The 21,007-nt window shown below is 68.8% G+C and carries 22 protein-coding genes; 18 read left to right on the forward strand and 4 right to left on the reverse strand.

The features are described from left to right. From GKO32_RS04220 to GKO32_RS04280, 13 genes are all read left to right on the forward strand, one after another. On the forward strand, positions 1 to 981 hold the full coding sequence (locus GKO32_RS04220; protein WP_154755435.1) for an alpha-ketoacid dehydrogenase subunit beta: 981 nt from the start codon (positions 1 to 3) through the stop codon (positions 979 to 981). After that, positions 978 to 1,934 carry a thiamine pyrophosphate-dependent dehydrogenase E1 component subunit alpha gene (locus tag GKO32_RS04225; protein WP_208024266.1) on the forward strand — a complete coding sequence of 319 codons (957 nt, stop codon included), beginning with the start codon at positions 978 to 980 and terminating at the stop codon, positions 1,932 to 1,934. The genes GKO32_RS04220 and GKO32_RS04225 overlap by 4 nt, the downstream gene beginning before the upstream one ends. Further along, positions 1,931 to 2,908, forward strand: coding sequence for an alpha-ketoacid dehydrogenase subunit beta (locus GKO32_RS04230; protein ID WP_154755436.1), 978 nt, complete (start codon positions 1,931 to 1,933; stop codon positions 2,906 to 2,908). The genes GKO32_RS04225 and GKO32_RS04230 overlap by 4 nt, the downstream gene beginning before the upstream one ends. A 78-nt stretch (positions 2,909 to 2,986) precedes the next feature. Beyond that, positions 2,987 to 4,198, forward strand: a complete 1,212-nt coding sequence (locus tag GKO32_RS04235; RefSeq protein ID WP_208024267.1) for an MmgE/PrpD family protein — start codon at positions 2,987 to 2,989, stop codon at positions 4,196 to 4,198. A gap of 114 nt (positions 4,199 to 4,312) precedes the next feature. Then, positions 4,313 to 4,471, forward strand: coding sequence for a hypothetical protein (locus tag GKO32_RS04240; RefSeq protein ID WP_246243143.1), 159 nt, complete (start codon positions 4,313 to 4,315; stop codon positions 4,469 to 4,471). A 28-nt stretch (positions 4,472 to 4,499) separates the two neighbouring features. After that, entirely contained in the window at positions 4,500 to 5,138 is a 639-nt protein-coding gene (locus GKO32_RS04245; protein ID WP_154755438.1) for a VOC family protein, read from the forward strand. Continuing rightward, entirely contained in the window at positions 5,138 to 6,787 is a 1,650-nt protein-coding gene (locus GKO32_RS04250) for a (2,3-dihydroxybenzoyl)adenylate synthase (protein WP_154755439.1), read from the forward strand. Before GKO32_RS04245 ends, GKO32_RS04250 begins: the two co-directional genes overlap by 1 nt. Further along, entirely contained in the window at positions 6,784 to 7,488 is a 705-nt protein-coding gene (locus GKO32_RS04255) for an SDR family NAD(P)-dependent oxidoreductase (protein WP_208024268.1), read from the forward strand. Before GKO32_RS04250 ends, GKO32_RS04255 begins: the two co-directional genes overlap by 4 nt. A 40-nt stretch (positions 7,489 to 7,528) precedes the next feature. Further along, entirely contained in the window at positions 7,529 to 7,873 is a 345-nt protein-coding gene (locus tag GKO32_RS04260; RefSeq protein ID WP_154755440.1) for an MBL fold metallo-hydrolase, read from the forward strand. A gap of 20 nt (positions 7,874 to 7,893) precedes the next feature. Beyond that, a complete protein-coding gene (locus tag GKO32_RS04265; RefSeq protein ID WP_166459366.1) occupies positions 7,894 to 8,361 on the forward strand; it encodes a nuclear transport factor 2 family protein in 468 nt (155 codons plus the stop codon). Between the two features lie 97 nt (positions 8,362 to 8,458). Further along, entirely contained in the window at positions 8,459 to 8,800 is a 342-nt protein-coding gene (locus tag GKO32_RS04270) for an ArsR/SmtB family transcription factor (protein WP_312867481.1), read from the forward strand. A 3-nt stretch (positions 8,801 to 8,803) separates the two neighbouring features. After that, entirely contained in the window at positions 8,804 to 9,289 is a 486-nt protein-coding gene (locus GKO32_RS04275; protein WP_154755442.1) for an SRPBCC family protein, read from the forward strand. Then, positions 9,289 to 9,909 carry a dihydrofolate reductase family protein gene (locus GKO32_RS04280; protein ID WP_154755443.1) on the forward strand — a complete coding sequence of 207 codons (621 nt, stop codon included), beginning with the start codon at positions 9,289 to 9,291 and terminating at the stop codon, positions 9,907 to 9,909. Before GKO32_RS04275 ends, GKO32_RS04280 begins: the two co-directional genes overlap by 1 nt. A gap of 73 nt (positions 9,910 to 9,982) precedes the next feature. On the opposite strand, the gene GKO32_RS04285 is transcribed toward GKO32_RS04280, so the two are convergent. Next, entirely contained in the window at positions 9,983 to 10,702 is a 720-nt protein-coding gene (locus GKO32_RS04285) for a TetR/AcrR family transcriptional regulator (RefSeq protein ID WP_154755444.1), read from the reverse strand. 50 nt (positions 10,703 to 10,752) lie between these two features. Further along, positions 10,753 to 11,418, reverse strand: coding sequence for a GntR family transcriptional regulator (locus GKO32_RS04290; RefSeq protein WP_154755445.1), 666 nt, complete (start codon positions 11,416 to 11,418; stop codon positions 10,753 to 10,755). Positions 11,419 to 11,470: 52 nt separating this feature from the next. Between GKO32_RS04290 and GKO32_RS04295 the strand changes: the two genes are divergently transcribed. Next, entirely contained in the window at positions 11,471 to 14,257 is a 2,787-nt protein-coding gene (locus GKO32_RS04295) for an FAD-binding and (Fe-S)-binding domain-containing protein (protein WP_154755446.1), read from the forward strand. Positions 14,258 to 14,411: 154 nt separating this feature from the next. Here GKO32_RS04295 and GKO32_RS04300 read toward each other — a convergent pair whose 3' ends face one another. Continuing rightward, on the reverse strand, positions 14,412 to 15,032 hold the full coding sequence (locus GKO32_RS04300; protein WP_154755447.1) for a maleylpyruvate isomerase family mycothiol-dependent enzyme: 621 nt from the start codon (positions 15,030 to 15,032) through the stop codon (positions 14,412 to 14,414). Then, entirely contained in the window at positions 15,032 to 15,856 is an 825-nt protein-coding gene (locus GKO32_RS04305; RefSeq protein WP_154755448.1) for a fumarylacetoacetate hydrolase family protein, read from the reverse strand. Before GKO32_RS04305 ends, GKO32_RS04300 begins: the two co-directional genes overlap by 1 nt. 255 nt (positions 15,857 to 16,111) lie before the next feature. On the opposite strand from GKO32_RS04305, the gene GKO32_RS04310 reads away from it, so the two are divergent. The 4 genes from GKO32_RS04310 to GKO32_RS04325 all read left to right on the forward strand — a co-directional run bounded on the left by GKO32_RS04310 (position 16,112) and on the right by GKO32_RS04325 (position 20,938). Next, complete coding sequence (locus GKO32_RS04310; protein WP_154755449.1) at positions 16,112 to 17,278, forward strand: sugar ABC transporter substrate-binding protein; 1,167 nt, start codon at positions 16,112 to 16,114, stop codon at positions 17,276 to 17,278. Then, the gene (locus GKO32_RS04315; protein ID WP_154755450.1) at positions 17,271 to 18,794 is read left to right on the forward strand and encodes a sugar ABC transporter ATP-binding protein; all 1,524 of its coding nucleotides are present in this window, start codon (positions 17,271 to 17,273) and stop codon (positions 18,792 to 18,794) included. The genes GKO32_RS04310 and GKO32_RS04315 overlap by 8 nt, the downstream gene beginning before the upstream one ends. Next, on the forward strand, positions 18,791 to 19,792 hold the full coding sequence (locus tag GKO32_RS04320; RefSeq protein WP_154755451.1) for an ABC transporter permease: 1,002 nt from the start codon (positions 18,791 to 18,793) through the stop codon (positions 19,790 to 19,792). The genes GKO32_RS04315 and GKO32_RS04320 overlap by 4 nt, the downstream gene beginning before the upstream one ends. A 108-nt stretch (positions 19,793 to 19,900) precedes the next feature. Then, positions 19,901 to 20,938 (forward strand): AraC family transcriptional regulator, encoded by a 1,038-nt coding sequence (locus tag GKO32_RS04325; RefSeq protein WP_166459367.1) that lies wholly within the window; start codon positions 19,901 to 19,903, stop codon positions 20,936 to 20,938. Positions 20,939 to 21,007: the final 69 nt, after the last annotated feature.

Consider the following 21,007-nt stretch of genomic DNA (forward strand, 5'->3'; position numbering starts at 1 on the left):
ATGACCCGCGAATTACCTTATATAGCCGCGATGAACGAGGCGCTTCACCTGGAAATGGCTCGGGACGAGGATGTCCTGCTGTTCGGGCAGACCGTAGGCGAGGACCACTACGAAACCTTCCCGCGGGACTTCGGAACCGACCGGGTCCGGGTCACCCCGATCTCGGAAACCGCCGAGATCGGGATGGCCGCCGGCGCCGCGCTCGCCGGGAAACGGCCGGTCGTCGACTGCACGATGGCCGAGTTCCTGTTGGTGGCCATGGACCAGGTGGTCAACGAGGCCAACCGCATCCACCAGATGACCGGTGGCCGGCTCACCGCGCCGCTCGTGCTCAAGGCGGGCTACGGCTTCACGGCCGGCTGGGCGGGTCAGCACACGGGCGCGCTCTACGGGATGTTCATGGGTGTGCCCGGCCTGAAAGTCGCACTGCCCTCGACCCCGGCCGACGCGAAAGGGCTGCTGGCGACCGCGATCCGCGACGACAATCCCGTGTTGTTCCTGCACCATTACCTGCTGCTGCTGGAAACCGGCCCGGTGCCCGAGGGTGAACATCTCGTTCCGTTCGGCGTGGCCGACATCAAACGGCCGGGTTCCGACGTGACGCTGGTGGCCACCGGCTGGACTGTGCACCGCGCCCTCGCCGCCGCGGAAACCCTTGCCGCGGAAGGGATCGACGTCGAGGTCATCGACCCGCGCACGATCGCCCCGCTCGACGTCGACACCGTGCTGGCGTCCGTGGCGCGCACCGGCAGGCTGGTCCTCGTCGACCAGGCGACGCGGCATGCCTCGGTGTCCACGGTGATCGCGGGTGAGGTCGCCGAGCACGGATTCTCGTTGTTGCGGGCGCCGATCGTCCAGGTCACCGCACTCGACGCGACCGTCGCCTACGCCCAGCCGATGGAGGAGTACGTCCTGCCCGACGAGGCCAAGATCGCCGCCGCGGTGCGGCAGGTGACCGGTGCCAAGGCAGGCGTCGCGTGAAGGCCGGGCAGGCGCGACAGGTATTGCGCACGATGTGGCGGATCCGGGCGTTCGAGGAACGGGTGGCGCGCCTCAAACGGGCCGATGAGGTGCCTGGCTTGGTCCACCTCAGTATCGGCGGCGAGGGCGTGGCGGCGGCTGTCTGCGGACAGCTGCGCGACACCGACGTCGTGTACAGCGGTCACCGGGCGCACGGGCACACGATCGCGAAGGGCGCCCCGCTGCGGGAGACGATGGCCGAGCTGATGGGGCGGACCGATGGATTGTGCCGGGGGCTGGGTGGCTCCATGCACCTGGTCGACACCGCGCACGGCATGTTCGGCGCGACCGGCGTCGTCGGCGGCAGCGTGCCGCTCGCGCTCGGCAGCGCGCTGGCCGCCCGGCTGCGCGGCGGGGACGACGTCGCCGTGGTGTTCTTCGGAGACGGTGCGGTACAGGCCGGCATCTTCGCCGAGTCGGTGAACCTGGCCGCGCTGTGGCGGCTGCCAGTCGTCCTGGTGTGTGAGAACAACGGGTTCGCCGAGTTCACCCCACGATCGGCGCACACGCCGGTGGAGCGGGTCAGCGATCTGGTGGCACCGTGGGACATTCCGGCGTCCACAGTGGACGGAAACGACGCTTCCGCCGTGTGGGACGTGTTCGGCGGTCTGCTCGAGAAGGTCAGGGCCGGAACGGGGCCGGCACTGCTGGAAGCGCTGACCCACCGGCTGCGCGGGCACTACGAAGGCGACCCGGATCGGTATCGCGAGGCCGTCTCCAGCGAAGAGTGGCAGGAGCGGGACCCGATTCACCGGCTGCAGCGCACCGGACTCGGCGAAGGCTGGTTCGGCGACGACGAGATCAAGACCGCCGAGCAGGACGCGCTGGCCGCGGTCGAGGATGCCGTGAGCTGGGCCCGGCAGAGCCCGCAGCCCACGCCCGAGCTGGCCGGGTCCCTGGTGTACGCGGCATGACGCGCACGACGTACGCCAAAGCCGTGGGGGCCGCGCTCGCCTCCGCCATGCGCGAGGATCCGCGCGTGTTCGTCATCGGCGAGGACGTGTCCGCCGGCGGCCCGTTCACGATCACCACGGGGCTGGTCGAGGAGTTCGGTGCGGACCGGGTCCGCGATACCCCGATCAGTGAGGCCGCGATCTGCGGTATCGCGATCGGCGCGGCGCAGTCCGGGTTGCGGCCGGTCCTGGAGATCATGTACATCGACTTCCTCACGCTCGCGCTCGATCAGCTCACGAACATGGCGGCGAAGGCCCGGTTCATGTCCGGCGGGCAGCTGTCGGTGCCGATGGTCCTGCGCACGCAGGGCGGTGCGGGACAACGGGCCGGCGCGCAGCATTCGCAGAGCCTGGAAAGCTGGTTGTGCCATGTGCCGGGCCTGAAGGTCGTCATGCCGAGCCGTGCCGTCGACGCGGCGGGCCTGCTCGCTAGCGCGATCGCCGACCCGGACCCGGTTGTGGTCGTGGAGAACAAGAACCTGTACTTCCGCGCCGAGGAGGTGCCCGAACACATCGCGCCGGTCCCGATCGGGCAGGCCGCCGTACTGCGGGAGGGGCGCGACGTCACGGTGGTCGCGCTGTCGGGCCTGGTCCCCGAAGCCCTCAAGGCGGCCGACGAGCTGGCCGCGGAAGGCGTCGAGGTCGAAGTGATCGACCCGAGGACACTGGTTCCGTTGGACCTCGACACCATCGTCACGTCGGTCCGGCGAACGAGCCGCCTGGTCATCGCCCACGAAGCCGTCGGCACGGGCGGATTCGGCGCGGAGATCGCCGCCGCCGTGGGCCGAGCGGCTTTCGACGCCCTCGACGCCCCGATAGAACGCGTCGCGGCGCCGTTCCAGCCCATCGCGGTGAGCCCAGCCCTGGAGGACGCCTACCTGCCCCGAGCGGCACACGTCCGGGAGGCGGTGCTGACCACCCTCGGTCGCCGGTGACCGCCCATCGCACGGACGCATGTCCGCATCAGGAAAGAGTATTTCCGTCCCAGCGTCATTCTGTTCGATGATGCCGGGGTGGACAGGCCGAGGGAATCGATCGCGGAAGAGCTCGCTCGCTGGGCGGCTGACCTTGAACCGGAGGCCGGCGACCTGGCGCTGGCGCAGCGGGCCTTGGTGGACACACTGGCGGTCACGCTCGCGGCGCGCGATGACGATCTGGTCCGCATCGCCTCCGGCCTTCCCGACGCGGCGCGCTGGGCGGCGGTCGGGCATGTCCTCGATTTCGACGACCTGCACATGGAATCCACCACGCACATCAGCGTCGTCTGTGTGCCGGCGGCGCTCGCGGTCGGTGGCGGCGCGCGGGCGTATCTGGCGGGCGCCGGGGTGATGGCACGGCTGGGGATGGCGCTGGGCTGGTCGCACTACGCGAGCGGGTGGCATGCGACCTGCACGGCTGGGGCACCGGCGGCCGCCGTCGCCGCGGCGGTCGGCATCGGGCTGCCCGCGGAGAAGATCGCGAACGCGATCGCGTTGTCGGTTCCGGCGGCCGGGGGAGTGCAGCGCGCGTTCGGATCATCCGCGAAATCGCTCCAGGTCGGTTTCGCGGCCGATGCGGGTGTGCGGGCCGCCCGGCTTGCCGCGGCCGGTGCCACGGCCGACCCGACCGCATTGGACGCCTGGCTCGGCCTGATGGGCGGCAGCCCGGACCGGGTCGAGACGTCGGGTCCCGCGGTGCCCGGGGGACTGGCGATCAAGATGTTCCCCTGCTGCTACGCCTTGCAGCGGCCGATCAGTGCGTTGCGGGAGGGACTTCCTGCCGCCGTCGAGCCGGGCGAAGTGACCGCCATCGAGGTACGAACCCCCGCCGGCACGGTGCAGCCGTTGATCCATCATCGGCCGCGGACCGGCTTGCAGGGCAAGTTCAGCCTGGAATACGCGGTCTCCGCCGCGTTGCTCGATCCGCATCCGGGGTTCGGCAGCTTCACCGATCAGGCCGTGAACCGGCCCGAAGCGCAGCGCCTGGCCCGGCTGGTCACCATCGACGAAACCCCCGGCGGTGACTGGCTGCTCGCCGGGGACGTCGAGATCACGGTGACCCGAGACGGCGGCGACCGTTTCACGGTCCGGCAGGAACTGCCGCCGGGCTCGCCCGGCCGCCCACCGTCCAAAGAGGACATGGAGGCCAAGATCGCCGACTGTGGCGCCGACGTGCCCGCGCTCCTGGACGGGGTGGACTGGGGCATCGCGCGCGGGATCCTGTCCGGATGCCTGCCTGCCCGGTGAGACGTGCGCGCCACCTACCGACGTTGGAGTTGACTTTTTAGCGTCTGTGTTGAACGCTGGATCATGTGATGAAAGGAAGCCTCACCCAGCGCATTCGCGTCGGTCTCGTGGGCCATGGAGGTCGAGGACAACCACGAGGTCGGCTGCATCCCCGGTGACCAGGTGATGGACGCGGAGCGGGAGCTCGGAATCCCGGTCCTCTGCGCGGCGACGGCCGGCGCCTACAGCATCCTGCGCGCCCACGGCCTCCCCCTGAACATCCAGCCGGCCTGAGCCGACAACCCGAAGGAGTCACCCACCCATGGACCAGCTCGACGGCCAGCACCTCGTGACCGGGGTCGACCACGCGGCGTTCCCCACGTTCGACCCCGCCGGCACCGTGCGGTTCTACCGTGACGTCCTCGGCTTCCCCGTCGTGCACTCGATCTGCGCGGCCGGCTGGGGGCCCGGCGAGCACCCGGACTTCATCCATTTCTTCTTCGATATCGGTGGCGGAGACCGGCTCGCGTTCTTCTACTACTTCGGCCTGTCCCGGCCCGACACCAGCACCGGGCTCGGGGACGTATACGCCCGCTTTCCCGAGGACACCCCGGACTGGTTCGTCCGGTCCCGCCACCTCGCACTCCACGTGGACGCCGAAGAGCACATGCTCGAGTACCGCCGCCGGCTCGACGCCAGCGAGTGGCCGGTCGAGATGCAGGTCCAGCACGAGACCATCGAGTCGATCTACACCCACGACCCGAACGGATACATGGTCGAGATCACCCGCGCGATGCGCCCGGTGACCCCGCAGGAAGATCTCGACGCCAACCTCACCATCGACGCGCTCGTCGACATCGTGGGGACGCCGGGCCACACCATGGACGACCTCCTCGTCCGCAAGGCCGAGCTCATCGTCAAGCGGGCCGGGGAGTGGGCACACGCACAGGAGACCCGCTGATGGGCGCCACTGCACGGCTCGTTCCCTACCCCGCCGATACCGTGCGCCGGTACCGTTCCGCCGGCCTGTGGGGCACCCGGACGATCGGCGCCGAACTGCACCACATCGCCGGACAGCGCGCCTCGCACCCCGCCGTCGTCGCCGCCGACGGAGCACTGACCTACGCCGACCTGGACGAGGTCACGGACCGGCTCGCGCTGGGCCTCGCGGATGCGGGGCCGGCACCCGGCGACCGGGTCGTGGTTCAGCTGACCAACCGGCTCCAGTCGATCGTGGCCTGGTACGGGATGGTGAAGGCCGGGCTCATCCCGGTCTGCACCCTCGCCGCCCACCGCGCGCACGAGATCGGCGCCATCAGCCGTAAGGTCGGCGCCGTCGCCCACCTCGTCGAGTGGAGCCAATCGGGCTTCGACCTGGTGGCCTTCGCCGTCGAACAGCAGGCCGGCCACCCGACCATGCGCCTGGTCCTCACCACCGGTGCCCCGGCCGGCACCCCGGGTACGTCGATCGAACGCCTCGCCGATACCGACCCGGGGCTCGCCCGCAAGCGCGTCGAGGCGATCCAGGCGGCGATCGACCCCGACGACGTCGCCTGCTTCCAGCTGTCCGGCGGGACGACAGGCGTCCCCAAGATCATCCCGCGGCTGCACGCCGAATACTGGTACAACGCACGGTCCTACGCCGAGGCTGGCGGCTGGGACGAGAACACCCGCGTCGCCCACCTGATCCCGATCATCCACAACGCGGGCATCACCTGCGGCCTGCACGCGGCGCACAGTGTCGGCGGCACCCTGGTGCTCGGCACCCCGGTCCTGGACCAGGCACTCCCGCTCGTCGCCCGTGAGCGGACGACCGACGTGCTCATCGGCCACGGTCATTTCGGCATCGTGGACCATCCCCTCTTCGACGAGGCGATGGCCTCGATGAAGCGCGTGGTGCTCTCGGGCGCGAAGGTGCCCGAGCGTGTCTTCGAGGCGTTCGAGAACCGCGGGGTCTGGGTCGGTCAGAAGTTCGGCATGGGCGAGGGTTTCTTCGCCATGTCGACGGCCGCCTCGACCCGCGAAGCGAGGCTCACGACCGTGGGCGTCCCGGTCTCGCCGTACGACGAGTTCCGGGTGCTCGAGCCGGGCACCGAAACCGAGGTGCCGGACGGCACCGTCGGCGAGCTGGCCTGCCGCGGGCCGTACACCATCCGCGGCTACTTCGACGCCCCCGATATCAATGCCTCGGCGTTCACCTCCGACGGCTTTTACCGGACCGGTGACCTTGTCGCCGTCCGGACCGTCGGCGGCGAGCGCAGCATCAGCGTCGAGGGCCGGATCAAGGACCTCATCAACCGCGGTGGCGAGAAGGTGAGCGCCGAGGAAGTCGAGCTCCTGCTGATGCGACACCCTCGCATTGTCGCGGCGGCCGTCGTGGCGATGCCCGACGAACGGCTGGGGGAGCGGGCCTGCGCCTATCTGGTCACCACGGGGGAGCCACTGACCATGTCCGAAATACAGGAGCACCTCAGCTCGCTGTCGCTCGCGAAGTTCAAGTGGCCCGAGCGGCTCGAGTGGGTCCCGGAGCTGCCGAAGACACCTGTCGGCAAGCTCGACAAGAAGCTGCTCCAGCGCGACATCGCCGCGAAGGTCTCGAGGGGGCGATGACGGAGATGGCAGGAGAGCAGCGGGTTGCGGTCGTGACCGGGGGTGCGGGCGCCATCGGGTCCGCCATCGTGACCGCGCTTCAGGAATCGGGACACCGGACCGTCGTCCTCGACCGCGCCGGGGACATCCCGTGCGACCTGACTTCGGAGCATTCGGCGAGGGAGGCGGCAGCCGCGGTGCTGGCGCGACACGGCCGTTGCGATGTGCTGGTCCACTGCGCCGGGGCTTTCGACGCGATGCCGCTCGGCGACCTCGATCTGGCGCGCTGGCGCGACCTGATGGCGGTCAACGTCGAGGCGTCGTTGTGGTTGGCGCAGTCCTTCACCCCGGGGATGGCGGAGCGTGGATTCGGGCGGATCATCCTCATCTCGTCGGACGGGCAGTGGTCGCCGCCGGATGCGAACTTTCTGCCCTATGTCACGAGCAAGGCGGCCTTGCTGGGACTGATGCGGACGCTCGCGGTCACCTTCGGCGGCGACGGTATCTCCGTCACGGCGGTGGCGCCCGGCCTCACGGACACCCCGCTGGCCCGCGCTGTCGTCGAGGATGGCGCGATCGAAGCGGTTGTCCGCACCCAGGCCCTCAAGCGCCCCCTGGTGCCGTCCGACACCGCGCATACCGTCGCCTTCCTGGCCTCCGACGGAGCGGAAGCACTGACCGGCCAGGTCCTCGTCGTCGACGGCGGCGTCCATATGCGATAGCGAGGCGATGATTTTCGTTGCTGTGATGGAGAGGGCGGCCATGCGAACGTGGCGGGTTGGCAACTTCAAGGTGACCGAGGTGCAGGAGTTTCCGGTCGCGGCAGGGCTACTGGATGGGCTCATCGCCCAGGCGACCCCGGAGGCCGCGTACCACAGCGTGCGGCTGCATTCGGACGGCGACTCCGCGTTCATCACCGGTGACTTCATCCACCACCCGATTCAGATCGCTCGTCCGGACGCGTCGGCGCGGAACCGGCGGGCCTTCCACGAGTCATTCGCCGGAACTGATCTGCTGGTTCTCGGCACCCACTTCACCGGGGCCGGTGCCGGATATCTCGTCGAAGACGGTGACGGTTACCGCCTTGTGGAAGCCAAGTCGGAATAGCCGAAGGGGAGATGGGACGCGTGCCGGAGGAATCGCTACAGGAACAACTGAAGGCGTTGCAGGATCGATCGTCGATCATCGACGTCGTGTGCCGGTATGCCGTGAGTATCGACCGGCATCAGTGGCAGGACCTCGAATCGTGCTTCGCCGAGGAGATCGACCTCAACGTGATACGAACCGGCCGGTGGGTCCGGTACCAGCGCCCCGATCTCCTGCGTTTGTTGCAGGGCGTCTTCGAAACGTACACGGCCACTCAGCACATCAGCGCGAATCATCAGGTGTCCATCGACGGTGACCGCGCGGTGGTCTGGTCGACCTTGAACGCCACGCACTACATCAAAGGCCTGGCCGAGGGGGAGTTCCACCAGCAGGTGGGCTACTACGAATACCACCTGATCCGTGGCCGGGATTGGCGGATCAACAGTGTCCGCCAGGTTCCGCACTGGCAGCGCGGGAACCAGCAGATCTTCGACAGCACTCTCCGATGAGAGGCCGCGTGTAGGTCGGCGAGGCGCCCGGCCGGGGTTTCCCGGCCGGGCGTTTTTCTTGCTTGACGCATGCCGATATGGGCATATGATGGGCGCCGTGGCACGAGCAGCGACGACGTCGGATGTGTTCAACGCGATCGCCGAGCCGCAGCGGCGGGAGATCCTGGTGCTGCTGCGGGCGGGTGAGCGGCCGGTGACCGAGTTGGCCCTGGAGCTGGGGATGACGCAGCCGCGCGCGTCCAAACACCTGCGGGTGCTCCGGGAGGTGGGGCTGGTGCGGGACCGCAAGGCAGGCAAGCAGCGCCTGTACGGTCTGGACGCCCGCGGGCTGCGGCCGGTCCACGAGTGGGCCGGCGGGTTCGAGCGGTTCTGGCACGAGAGCTTCGACCGGCTGGACGCATACGTGCAGGACCTGAAGCAGGCAAAGCAGGAGGAGTAGCCGATGAGCGCGACCAGACAAGAAGCGTCGGCGGACCGCGAGATCGTGATATCCCGGGTCATCGACGCCCCACGGGAGCTGGTGTTCGAGGCATTCACCGAGGTCCGGCACCTGTCGAGGTGGTGGGGACCGGAGGGATTCACCACCACCACGCAGTCTTTCGAGTTCCGCGTCGGCGGCGAGTGGGACTTCGTGATGCACGGACCGGACGGGACGGACTATCCCGAGTGGATCACCTGGACCGAGATCGCCCCGCCGGAGCGGATCGCGCTGCTGCACGGTGAGTCCCGCGACGACCCGAACGCCTTCGAGTCGGTCGTGACGTTCGAGCGCGAGGATGCGGTCACCCGCATCGAGATGCACACCGTGTTCCCCACCAAGGAATTGCGTGACGAGGCGGTCGAGAAGTACCACGCGATCGAGGGTGGCCGGCAGACCCTGAGCAACCTGGCTGCCTACGTCACCGAGATCATGCAGAAGGAAAGCTGATGGCCGGCAAGGTGTTCTTCAGCGTGTCGATGTCGCTGGACGGGTTCATCGCGCCTGAGTCCACAAAGGACTTGATGGGGCAGCAATGGATGGAACTGCAGCAGTGGGTCTTCCCGCAACGGTTCTTCCGGGAGAACCTCGGGCTCGGCGGGGGTGGCGAGGAGGGGCGCGACAACGACATCCTGCGGGAGACGTATCAGCGCACCGGTGCGAGCGTCATGGGCAAGCGCATGTTCGACGCCGGTGAGCACGCGTGGCCGGAGGAGGCGCCGTTCCACACGCCGGTTTACGTGGTGACGCACGAGAAGCGTGACCCCTGGGAGCGGCCCGGTGGGACCACGTTCCACTTCGTCAACGACGGCATCGAGTCCGCGCTCGACCAGGCCCGCGACGCCGCCGGCGACCGGGACGTCCGCATCGCGGGCGGCGGCGCGACGATCCTGGAGTACGTGAACGCGGGCCTGGTCGACGAGTTCTCGATTGCGCTGTCGCCCGTGCTGTTCGGCTCCGGAATCCGCCTGTTCGAGGGCGTGGACGCGGCCGGCGTGGCCCTGGAGCCGGTCCGCGCGGAGCCTTCCGCGAGGGTGACGCACCTGACCTACGCCGTCGGGAAGCGGTAGGCGGGGCGGCTGAGCCGGTTCACGGCACAAGGCAATTCCGCCGCCTCGTCCTGCCCGGCGCATGGGCGCGATCTCAGGAGCGCAACGTCCTCTCGAGGCGGTCGACTTGGGCGCGGATGGCCGCGATGGCCGCATGCGGGCCGTCGACGGGTTGCCTGCCGCTGACGTCGAGCAGGCCGGCGACGGCGGTGTCGGCGAGTTGGTGGCTGATGGCGTCGAGGTTGTCGTTGTGGTCGGGGTCGAACCACCAGGCGACCCAGTTGACCGTGCCCAGGATGCCGAGTGCGGCGACCCGGGCGTCGACGGTGCGGAAGGCGCCTTCGGTGATCCCGCGGTCGATCACGGTGGCGAGGGAGCGCAGAACGGCGTGCCGGCTTTGTTCGTAGCGGGTGGCGAGTGTGTTGGGCAGGTCGCTCTCCGAGCGGATGATGAGCCGGAACCGGGCGGCGTGCTCGCCCTGGCGGCGGGCCAGCAATGTGACGATCTCGCGCAGCCGGCTGGGGGAGTCGAGGTCGGTGCGGGCGGCGATGGCGTTGATCTGTGTGGCCGAGTCCTCGGTGTATTCGGCGAGGAGCCGGGAAAGCAGGTCGTCTTTGCTTTTCACATAGTGGTAGATGCCTGGCCGGGTGAGGCCGACGGCGTCGGCGATGTGCTGGAGGGTGGTGCCGGAGAAGCCGCGTTCGGCGAACAGGCGGGTGGCATGGTCGAAGATTTCCTGCTCCACCAAGCCATGGCGGACGGTGCGTTCGGGGGACCGCCGTTTTCCCGATGCGCCGGACTCGATGCCGCTCATGACTACAAGGTTAATTGCTTGACGACTCCGTTGTCGCGCGGGTTCGTGTCTCACGCCTCGGGGCCGGGGACGCCCCCGATCGCGCCGACGAGGCGCTCACGCGCACGGCCCAGGTGCTGCTCGAGAAGGGCGACCGCCCCGGCTTCATCGCCCGCGGCGACGAGGTCGAGGAGTTGCTGATGCTCGGCGACGATGAGCGTCGTCTCCAGCAGGTGCCGGCCCTGGACCTGTGCCATGCACATCGTGGCCTCGGTGACCAGCGAACGGTACATGCGGCTGGTCCGCGGGCTGCCGAGCGCGTCGACCAGGGCAGCGTGGAACCGCATGTCGGGGCCGACCACATCCAGCGCCGAACCCTCCACCAAGCCGGCGATCTCGGCGTTCGCCGCACGGGCCGCCGGGACCTCGGCACGGGTCCGCGCGAGCCGGCGCAGTGCCTCGCTCTCGAGATGGGCTCGCGTGCGGTAGATGTCGCGGACATCCGCGGGCCCCAAGGTCACCACTCGCGCCGAGCGGTGGTTGTCACGGGTCAGCAACCCGTCGTGGACGAGTTGCTCGACGGCGGCCTTGCCGGTCGGCCTGGCGACCTCGTACCGATTCGCGACTTCGCCCTCGGTCAGTGGCGTACCTGCCGGGAGTTCGCCGCTGAGGACGGCGCGCCGGAGATCTTCGGCAATGGCGTCGACAACCGACACGGCTTTCACGCGGGCAGCCATGCCGACAGACTACAGGTTGTCTATTCGGCATACTTGCTAGACAATCTGGTCCATGGTGGACCTCGGCAACGCGCTGCGCAGCGCGCTCGGCGACGACGGCGACGTGCGACTACGAGCCCTCGACCGGCACGTTCGTGCTGCCGACGCGTCGCATTTCCTGCTGACACCTCAGGCAGTCGTGGTGGCACGGGACGCCGAACATGTGGGCCGGCTGATGCGCGCGACGGCCGGCCTCCGGGTCCCGCTGACCTTCCGGGCAGGAGGTACCAGCCTGTCGGGTCAGGGGGTGACGGACGGCGTGCTCGTCGATGTCCGGACCGGCTTCCGCGAACTGGAGGTGCTCGACGAAGGCCGGCGAGTCCGTGTGCAGCCCGGCCTGACGCTGCGTCAGGTCAACGCCCGGCTGGCGGCGTACGGGCGACGGCTCGGCCCCGATCCGGCGAGCGAGGCGGCCTGCACGGTCGGCGGCGTCGTCGCCAACAACTCCAGCGGCATGGCCTGCGGGACCGTCGAGAACTGCTACCGCACCGTCGAGTCGCTCGTCTTGGTCCTGCCTTCGGGCAGGGTCGTCGACACGGGCGCGCGCGATGCGGATGAGCGGCTGCGCGCACTCGAGCCGCGGTTGTACGAAGGGCTGTTACGACTGCGGGACCGGGTGCGCGGCAACCCCGGCTCGCTGGCGACGGTGGCGCGGCAGTTCGCCATGAAGAACACGATGGGCTACGGCGTGAACTCCTACGTCGACTTCGATACGGCCGCCCGGATACTGGCTCACCTGGCCATCGGGAGCGAGGGCACGCTGGCCTTCGTGGCCGAAGCGACCTTCCGGACCATTCCGGTGCGCAAGCACGTCGCGTCGGGTCTCGCGGTGTTCAGGTCGCTGGCTGACGCCAACCGCGCGTTGCCGGCGCTGATCGGCACCGGTGCGGCGACGATCGAGCTGCTGGACGCGACGTCCCTGCGGGTCGCGCAGACCCATGGGGCCGCCTCGGACGTCCCGGCTCAAGTCGCGGCGCTTCAGGTGGAGGAGCAGGCGGCGCTGTTGGTCGAGTACCAGGCCGGCACCGCCGGGGAGCTGGCCGAGCTGGTCGCATCGGGGGACGGAACACTGGCCGACCTGCCGCTCACCACGCCCGTCCGGCTCGACGGCGATCCGGGAGAACGAGCAAAGCTGTGGAAGCTTCGTAAAGGTTTGTACGCCTCGGTTGCCGGAGCGCGGCCACCCGGCACGACGGCTCTGCTCGAGGACATCGTGGTGCCCGTCGGGCAACTCGCCGACACCTGCGAGAGCCTTCGCGACCTCTTCCGCACCTACGACTACCGGGACAGCGTGATCTTCGGGCACGCCAAGGACGGCAACGTCCATTTCATGCTCACGGACCGGTTCGAGTCCGAGGCCCGGCTGGCGCGCTACCACTCGTTCACCGAGAAAATGGTCGACCTGGTGCTCGGCCACGGCGGGTCGCTCAAGGCCGAGCACGGCACGGGCCGGGTGATGGCGCCGTATGTGCGCCGTCAATACGGCGACGAGTTGTACGACGTGATGCGGGAGACCAAGCGTCTCCTCGATCCGGACGGGATCCTCAACCCCGGCGTGGTGCTCAACGACGACCCGGCCGCACATCTCAAGCACCTCAAGCTGCATCCGCGGGTGGAGGAGGAGGTCGACCGCTGCGTCGAGTGCGGGTTCTGCGAGCCCGTCTGCCCCAGCAAGGACCTCACGCTCACCCCGCGTCAACGGATCGTCGCGCGGCGGGCCGCGGAGTCGGCCCGTCGCGACGAGGACGGCGAGCTGGTTGCCGAGCTCGAGGAGGCATACCGATACGACGGTCTGGACACCTGCGCCGCCGATGGAATGTGCCAGACGGCGTGTCCGGTGCACATCAACACCGGCGACTTGGTGAAGCGCCTGCGTCGCGACGTCCACGGCCGCGCCGAAACGGCGGCGTGGACCGTGGCCGCCAAGCACTGGTCGGGCGTGTCCCGGGCCGGCTCCCTGGCCCTGAGCGTGGCGGCACATGCTCCGTCCGCGCTGGTGACCGGGGCAACCGACGCGGGTCGCGCGGTCCTCGGGGCGGACGCCGTCCCCCGCTGGACCCCGGATCTGCCGGCGGGTGGACGACGGCGTGCCCGGCCTCCGATAGAGGGCGCCGACGCGCTCTATCTCCCGGCCTGCGTCGGCTCGATGTTCGGCTCCGCCGGTCTGGGTGTGCAGGTCAGTCTGGAGCGTCTGTGTGAGCGGGCAGGTCTGAAATTGGCGGTGCCGCAAGGGATCGACTCGTTGTGCTGCGGTACGCCGTGGTCGTCGAAGGGTTTCCCGCGCGGCTACGAAGAGATGCGCGCACGGGTGATCGAAGCGGTGACTTCTGCGGGCCAGGCCCGGGTGATCAGTGACGCGACCAGCTGCACGGAGGGTTTCACGAAAGTTTTGCGTGGCGTGCCTGGCGTTCGTGTCGAGGATGCGGTCGTATTCGTGGCCGAGCAGGTGCTGCCCCGGCTGCCTCCGCCGCGGAAGCTCCCGGCCCTGGTCCTGCACCCCACCTGTTCTTCTGCCCAGCTCGGCGTGGACGACGCCCTCCTCGCGGTCGCCCGGGTGGTCGCCGAGGACGTGCACGTGCCGGTCGACTGGGGTTGCTGCGCTTTCGCCGGCGACCGGGGCATGCTCCACCCCGAGCTCACCGCAGCCGCCACGGCGCCCGAGGCGCGAGAAGTGGTGACGGTGGCCGCCGCAGCACACGCTTCGTGCAACCGCACGTGTGAGCTCGGGATGACGCGCGCCACCGGTCAGGCTTACCGGCACGTTCTCGAACTGCTCGAAGAGATCACGCGCGCGAGTTGAGCGTTGGGAGCGCGCGAGTTGAGCGTTGGGAGCGCGCGAGTTGAGCGTTGCGTGCGGCGGGAACGTGCAACTCGCGCACCGGGAACGTGCAACTCGCGCACCGGGAACGCTCAACTCGCGCGGCGGGAACGTGCAACTCGCGCGGGAACTCGAGCTAGAGCCAGGGGCCGAGTTCGGGGGCGTCGGCCAGGGTGTGTGGCCGGCCGGCGAGCCAGGCCGCCACGTCGGCGAGCGGGCCGCGGGGGAGCGCGGACGGTGAGAGGCCTCGTTTTGTGCGGATATCGCTGACGAGGGTTTCGAGGAATTGCGCGGGGAGGTCGGCGAAGCCGATGCCGCGGTCGAGGTCGACGGCGTGCACGAAGACCTCCCGTGCGCGCATCCAGGGGATCTCGGTGGCGGGGACGGTGCGCCCTTGTGCCGTCACGACTTCGGCCCGCCACTGCTGGTCGGTGAGCCGGCCCATCGCCTCGTCCAGTGCGGTCGCTGAGTGCCGCGCCCATCCGGTCAGCTCGGCGGCGGTCATCGAGACGCCCCGCTCGATGCCGGCGGCGCGCTCCCCGGCGGAGGCGTACATCGGGGTCACCTCGCCGGTGGCGGCCCAGTGGACCAGATTGCCCAAGGCATCGCCGTTCGCGGCGACGTGCGCGACGAGGTGCCGTCGGGTCCAGCCGGGAAGCAGGCTCGCGCCGTCGTATTCGGTCTCGGTGAGGTTCCCGGCCGCATCGAGAAAGAGCGTGGTGCCCTGCCGCACCCAGTGACGCGCGTCGGGAGTCATCAGGCGACGATCCGGTTGGTGCACGCGCCGAGGCCCTCGATTTCGGTCACGACCGTCGCGCCGCCGGCGAGGTAGGTTTTCGGGTTGCGTGCGTGGCCGACGCCGGCCGGGGTGCCCGTGGCGATCAGGTCACCCGGCCGGAGCGTGATCATCGTGGAAACGTACCGCACCAGAGAAACCGGATCGAACAGCAGGTCGCCGGTGTTGTCGTGCTGCCTGACCTCGCCGTCGACGAGCGTCCTGACCTCGAGGGCAGGACGGACACCGCCGACCTCGTCGGGGGTGGTGACGAACGGACCGACGGGCGTGGTCGCCTCCCAGATCTTGCCCTGGGTCCACTCGACGGTGCGGAACTGCCAGTCACGCACCGAGATGTCGTTCATGACCGTGAAGCCGGCGATGGACGCCACGGCCGCCGCTTCGTCCGCGCGGCGGACCTCCTTGCCGACGACGATGCAGAGTTCGGCCTCCCAGTCGAGCGCGTCCGTCTCCGCGGGCTTGGCGATGTCGTCGTTCGCGCCCAGCAGGGTCTCGGCGAACTTGGGGAACAGGGTCGGATACGACGGCAGTTCGCGACCCATCTCCCGGATGTGGTTCTTGTAGTTGTGGCCGACGCAGACGACCTTCGACGGGTTGGGCACGACAGGCGCGAAGTCCGCGTTCCCGACCGGATATGTCCCGGCGGAAGCATGCGTGGCCACGGTCTGCCAGTCGGGCCGCGAGAACAGCTCACGCAGGTCGGCGTATCCGAGATCGACGAGTACCTCGCCCTCAAGCCTGACGGCACGAGTGCCGTTCCCGGATCGGATGGTGGCGAGCTTCATCGGATGTCCTTCCTGGTGCGGTTGAGCTCGAGCGCGCCGGAGTCCGAGCCACGAGAACTGGTCATGCTCCCACTATCGCCCCTTGCTTCCGGTTCGGAACATACGATTCTGTTTTGCGGAATATGGCGACAGAACTTTCCGGGCGGCCGTCTCGTAAAACGGCTCAACTGCCGCGCTAAACGGCTCTCGCGCACCGGAATCGCGTCCTAGCGTGAACCTGCCCTGCCGACCACGGCCAGAACAGAGAGGTTCGCCATGATCGCACGTCGCGCTGCCCGGAACCGTCGCTGGAAACGATCACCGCGGCCGCATTGGCCCGCGGTGCCGGTCGCCGCGTGCTTGGCTCTGTCCCTTGTGGCCTGTTCCTCGTCCGCGCAGCCGGACGGTCACCAGCCCGCCGGTGCGGTGTCCGCGAAGATCGGGCAACTGCTCGCCCCCGCGAACAAGTTCGTGGCGCCGGGACCCGCACTGGACACGAAAACGCTGGCCGGCAAGAGCCTGTGGTTCGTGCCGGTCTCGGCGGAGATCCCGGTGCTGGCGGTGGAGCTGAAGGCATTGCAGGACGCGGCGAGGGCACTCAAGATGCCGTTGCAGGTCTGCGACGGGAAGCTCAGCCCGCCGGCTGAGGCCGCCTGCATCAACTCGGCCGTTTCGGCCGGTGCCGCGGGGATTTTCACCGACGGCGTCGACCCGCACGGCGTGCAGACCGCCGTGGACAACGCGGCTTCGCACAATGTGCCGATCCTGTCCATGGGCGAAGTCGGCACCGACACCGGCAACCTGAAGTATTTCGACGTCGGTGACACCGCGTCGCAGGCCGCCGCCGCGGAGTGGATCATCGCCGATTCGGCGGGCAAAGCCAACGTGCTGATCACCGAGAACACCGACGATCCCGGTGCCTCGCACAACATCGAAGCCGGGAGCAAGGACACGTTCAGCCGGCAGTGTCCGGGTTGCCAGGTCACCGTGGCCGGTTTCACGACCGGCACGACCAACCGGGTCGGCACGCTGACGAGTTCCGCGTTGCTGCGCGATCACCAGATCGGCTACGCCCTCGCGAACTTCGACTTCCTCATCCCCCAGATGGTCAGCGGCGCGCGCACCGCGGTGCCGAACGCCCAGCTCAAGTTCGTCGGGATCGAGGCGGCACTGAGTTCGATGCAGCTCGTGAAGTCCGGCGGGCAGGCCGCGGACGGTGCCGCCAACCGCAACTACGGCGGCTGGGCGGCCATGGACGCGATGCTGCGGATCCTGCTGGGCAAACCGGCGCCGGTCACGAATTTCCTGCCGGTGCGGGTCTTCGACAAGACCAACATCGACTCGGTCGGCCCGCTGACCAACGACAACGCGCTCAACGGCAGCTGGTTCGGTCCGGTCGACTATCCGCAGCAGTTCCAGCAGCTGTGGGGTATCGATGGCTGACCCCGCGCCGCGGCTCGAGCTGCATGGGGTGTCGAAGACCTTCGGCCACCGCCGGGTACTGTCCGAAGTGGACCTCACCGTCCAGCCGGGAGAAATCCACGGGGTGGTCGGCCAGAACGGCTCCGGGAAGTCGACACTCGCCAAGATCATCTCCGGCTACCATGCCCCGGACCACGGTGCTCGTCTTTCCATCGACGGCGCCACGGTCCCGTTCCCGCTCCGGCTGCCCGACCTGCACGCCACCGGAGTGTCCATTGTGTACCAAGATCTCGGCATCCTGCCGGACCGGTCGGTCGCATCGAACATCCGGATCGGCGCGATGCGGGGCCGGGGCGTCAGCCGCCGCATCGATTGGCCGCGCGAACGCGATCTCGCCGCCAGGACGCTGGACCGGCTCGGGTTCGCGGGCAGCGTCGACCAGCTCGCGATGCACCTGTCGGAGGCCGACCGCGCGCGGGTCGCGATCGCCAGGGCACTCCAGAACCACCCGGCCGGACGGGGCCTGATCGTGCTCGACGAATCGACCAGGGCGCTTTCCCCCGGCGCCTTGGCCGAGTTCTACGGGACGCTCCGGAGCCTCGTGCGTGAAGGGACTTCCGTCCTGCTGATCGCACATCGGCTCGACGAGGTGATCGAGCACTGCGACCGGGTTTCCGTACTCCGCGACGGCTGCTGCGTTGCGTCCGGCCTGAGCACGAACGGTCTGTCGGAGGCCACCCTGGCGGTCACGATGCTGGGCGACGCGCTGGCGGACTTCCGCCGTCCGGCCCGGAAAAGCAGTGCACCGGAGGTCATCCGGCTCGACGGCCTGCGCGGAACCGGACTGTCGGAACCGTTGTCACTGGGCCTTTCCCGTGGCGAGATCGTCGGCATGACCGGCATGCCCGGCTCGGGGTTCGAGACGGTCACCTACCTGCTCGGCGGCGCGCTGCCGGTCAGCGCGGGAAGGCTCGCCGTCGACGGGACCGAGGTGCGGCTGACCGGCGCTTCACCGGCGGCACTCGGCCGCCGCGGGGTCGTGCTGGTGCCAGGGCAGCGCATGGTCGAAGGCCTGGGCGCGGACCAGACGATCCGTGACAACGTGGTGCTGCCGTGGCTGCCGGGCCGTTCCCGGCGGTGGTCGGTCGGCCCGTGGCGGGACACATCCACCAGCGCGACGATCACCCGGTTCGGCGTCGTCCCGGCGAACCCGAAGGCGAACGTCGGCACGCTGAGCGGAGGCAACCAGCAGAAGGTCCTGCTCGGCAAGTGGCTCGCCGAGCATCCGCGCCTGCTGCTGGTGAACGAGCCGACGCAGGCCGTCGACGTCGGGGCGCGCCGGGACATCCTCGAAGCACTGCACCAGGTCGCGGCGGCGGGGACGACGATCCTGGTGGCCTCCGCGGAGGCCGGCGACCTGTCCGCGCTCTGCGACCGCGTCCTGGTGTTCGGCCAGGGGCGGGTCACCACTGTCCTCAATGGACCCTTGTCCGCACATGACATCCTCGACGCGACCTGGATGGAGCCGGCCACATGACCGACGAAGCACTCGAAATCATTTCCGTGCCGGATGACACGCCGGCTCTTCTTCGCACAGCCGGTGCGGTGCTCGGACGCGGTTCCCTGGTGGTGACCTGGGCACTGCTCATCGGGGTGTTCGCGGCCACCAACGGCGCGATGTTCCTGCAGGCGGGGACCTTCCAGACGATCTTCAGCTCACCGGTGCACCTGGTGTTCCTTTCGCTCGCGCTGGTGGTGGTCTTCGTCGTCGGCGAATTCGACCTGTCCGTATCGGCGAATATGGGCCTGGCCGGCACCCTGACCGCGTTGCTGAGTGTGAACCACGGGATCGATCCGTGGCTGTCGAGCCTGATCGCGATCGTTGCGGCGGCCGGGGTGGGCGCGATCAACGCGGTTCTGATCGTGCTGGTCGAGGTGAACGCCATCGTGGTCACCCTCGGCATGGGCACGTTACTCGGCGGAGTTTCGTTGTGGCTGACGGATCTCAACACCGTGCAGGGCCTGACCCCGTCGTTCACCGGTGCGTTCAACGGTGCACTCGGCGGACTGTCGCATTCGTTCTACTTTGGACTCGCCGCCACGGTACTGGTCGCGTATGTGCTCGCGAAGACCCCACTGGGCCTGCGGATGTCGTTCGTCGGCACCAACCGGGAGGTGGCGCGTCTCGCCGGTGTCCCGGTCCGCCGGATCCGGATCGGTGCGTACGTGGTCTCCGGGGTGTTCTGCGGTATCGCCGGGGTCGTGCTGGCCGCGTCCCTTGGTGGCTACGACCCGGCGACCTCGCAGCTCTACCTCCTTCCGGCGTTCGCCGCGGTGTTCCTCGGCACGGCGGCGATCCAGCCCGGCCGGTTCAACGCACTCGGTGCGGTGATCGCGATCTACTTCCTCCAGACCGGCATCGTGGGACTCCAGCTGGCCGGCGTGACGAGCTGGATCCAGGACGCCTTCTACGGCGGCTCCCTGGTACTGGCGGTGACCATCTCGACGCTGATCCGGCGTCGGGTCCGCACGTGACGATGTTCGGCCGATCCGCGATTCGCGGCTGTTCTCATGCGTAAACTGGACCCTCAGGGCCAAGTCCGGGCGCTTAGTCTGGCCGGGTTCAGTACTGAGGAGTCGCCGATGTCGTCGACGGAGTACAACGATGTGGAGCCGTGGGTCGTGCCGCACGAAGTGGCGACGCCCGCGGGTGTGTTTTTGCGCTCGACTGATCCGCACGAGGCCACCGAGGCTATTTCCCGCTGTTACGAGCCGGGGCGGGTGGAGGTGGTGGATCGGAGTAAGCCGTTGGACATGCGGTTGTGGGTCAACGAGTTGCCCGGATTGAAGCTCAATTATCTGTCCTACGGCACCGATGTGCGGGTGACCGTGCCGGCCGGGGTCCGTTATGTCCTTTGTGTGCCCTTGATGGGAAGGGTGACGGTCGGCTCGGGTGGGCGCAGCGTCGAGGCGTCGGCGAGGACCGGTGTGGTCATCAGCCCGTCCGACCCGTTGTATTTCGAAAACTGGAGTCACGACTGCCGGGTGCTGACCGCGCGCCTGGATGTCGACGTGCTCGAATCACTGCTGGCCACGATGCTCGACGAGCCGTTGACCGGCCCGATCCGGTTCGAGCCGAGCCTGGACTTGAACGATCCGCCGGTCCGGTCGGTTCTTCGCACGGTCAGCCTGCTGCGCAGCGAGTTGAGCCGGCCTGACGGGATCACCGCCGATCCCATGATGGGTGCCGGCATGGCGCGGCTGGTGATGACCGGGCTGCTGCTGGCTCAGCCGCACAACTACTCGGCGAAGTTGCACGAACCGCGGCCGGCTGTCGCGCCGGGGAATCTGCGCCGGGCGATCGAGCTCATCGATGGGGACCCGATGTCGGTGTTCGGGGTGGCCGACGTGGCACGGGCGGCCGCGATCGGCATACGCGCTCTCGAGGAGGGGTTCCGCAAGTACGTCGGCACCTCGCCGATGGCGTACCTGCGCAAGGTACGGATGGCCAGGGCACATGAGGAGTTGTGCCGGTCCGACTCGGCGGTGACCACCGCCGCGGCGGTGGCCCGCCGCTGGGGATTCCACCACTACGGGCGGTTCGGTGTCGCCTACCGGCAACGCTACGGGTGCTCGCCTTCGGAGACATTACGCAGGACAGCACGGGAATCGGCCTACTGATCCGTCCTCAGTGGACTGATCAACTGCGGAAAGCGGCTGGAATTCAGCGTATCGCGGACCTTCGGAGCC

Source organism: Amycolatopsis pithecellobii (genome assembly GCF_009707865.1).
Taxonomy (GTDB): domain Bacteria; phylum Actinomycetota; class Actinomycetes; order Mycobacteriales; family Pseudonocardiaceae; genus Amycolatopsis_E; species Amycolatopsis_E pithecellobii.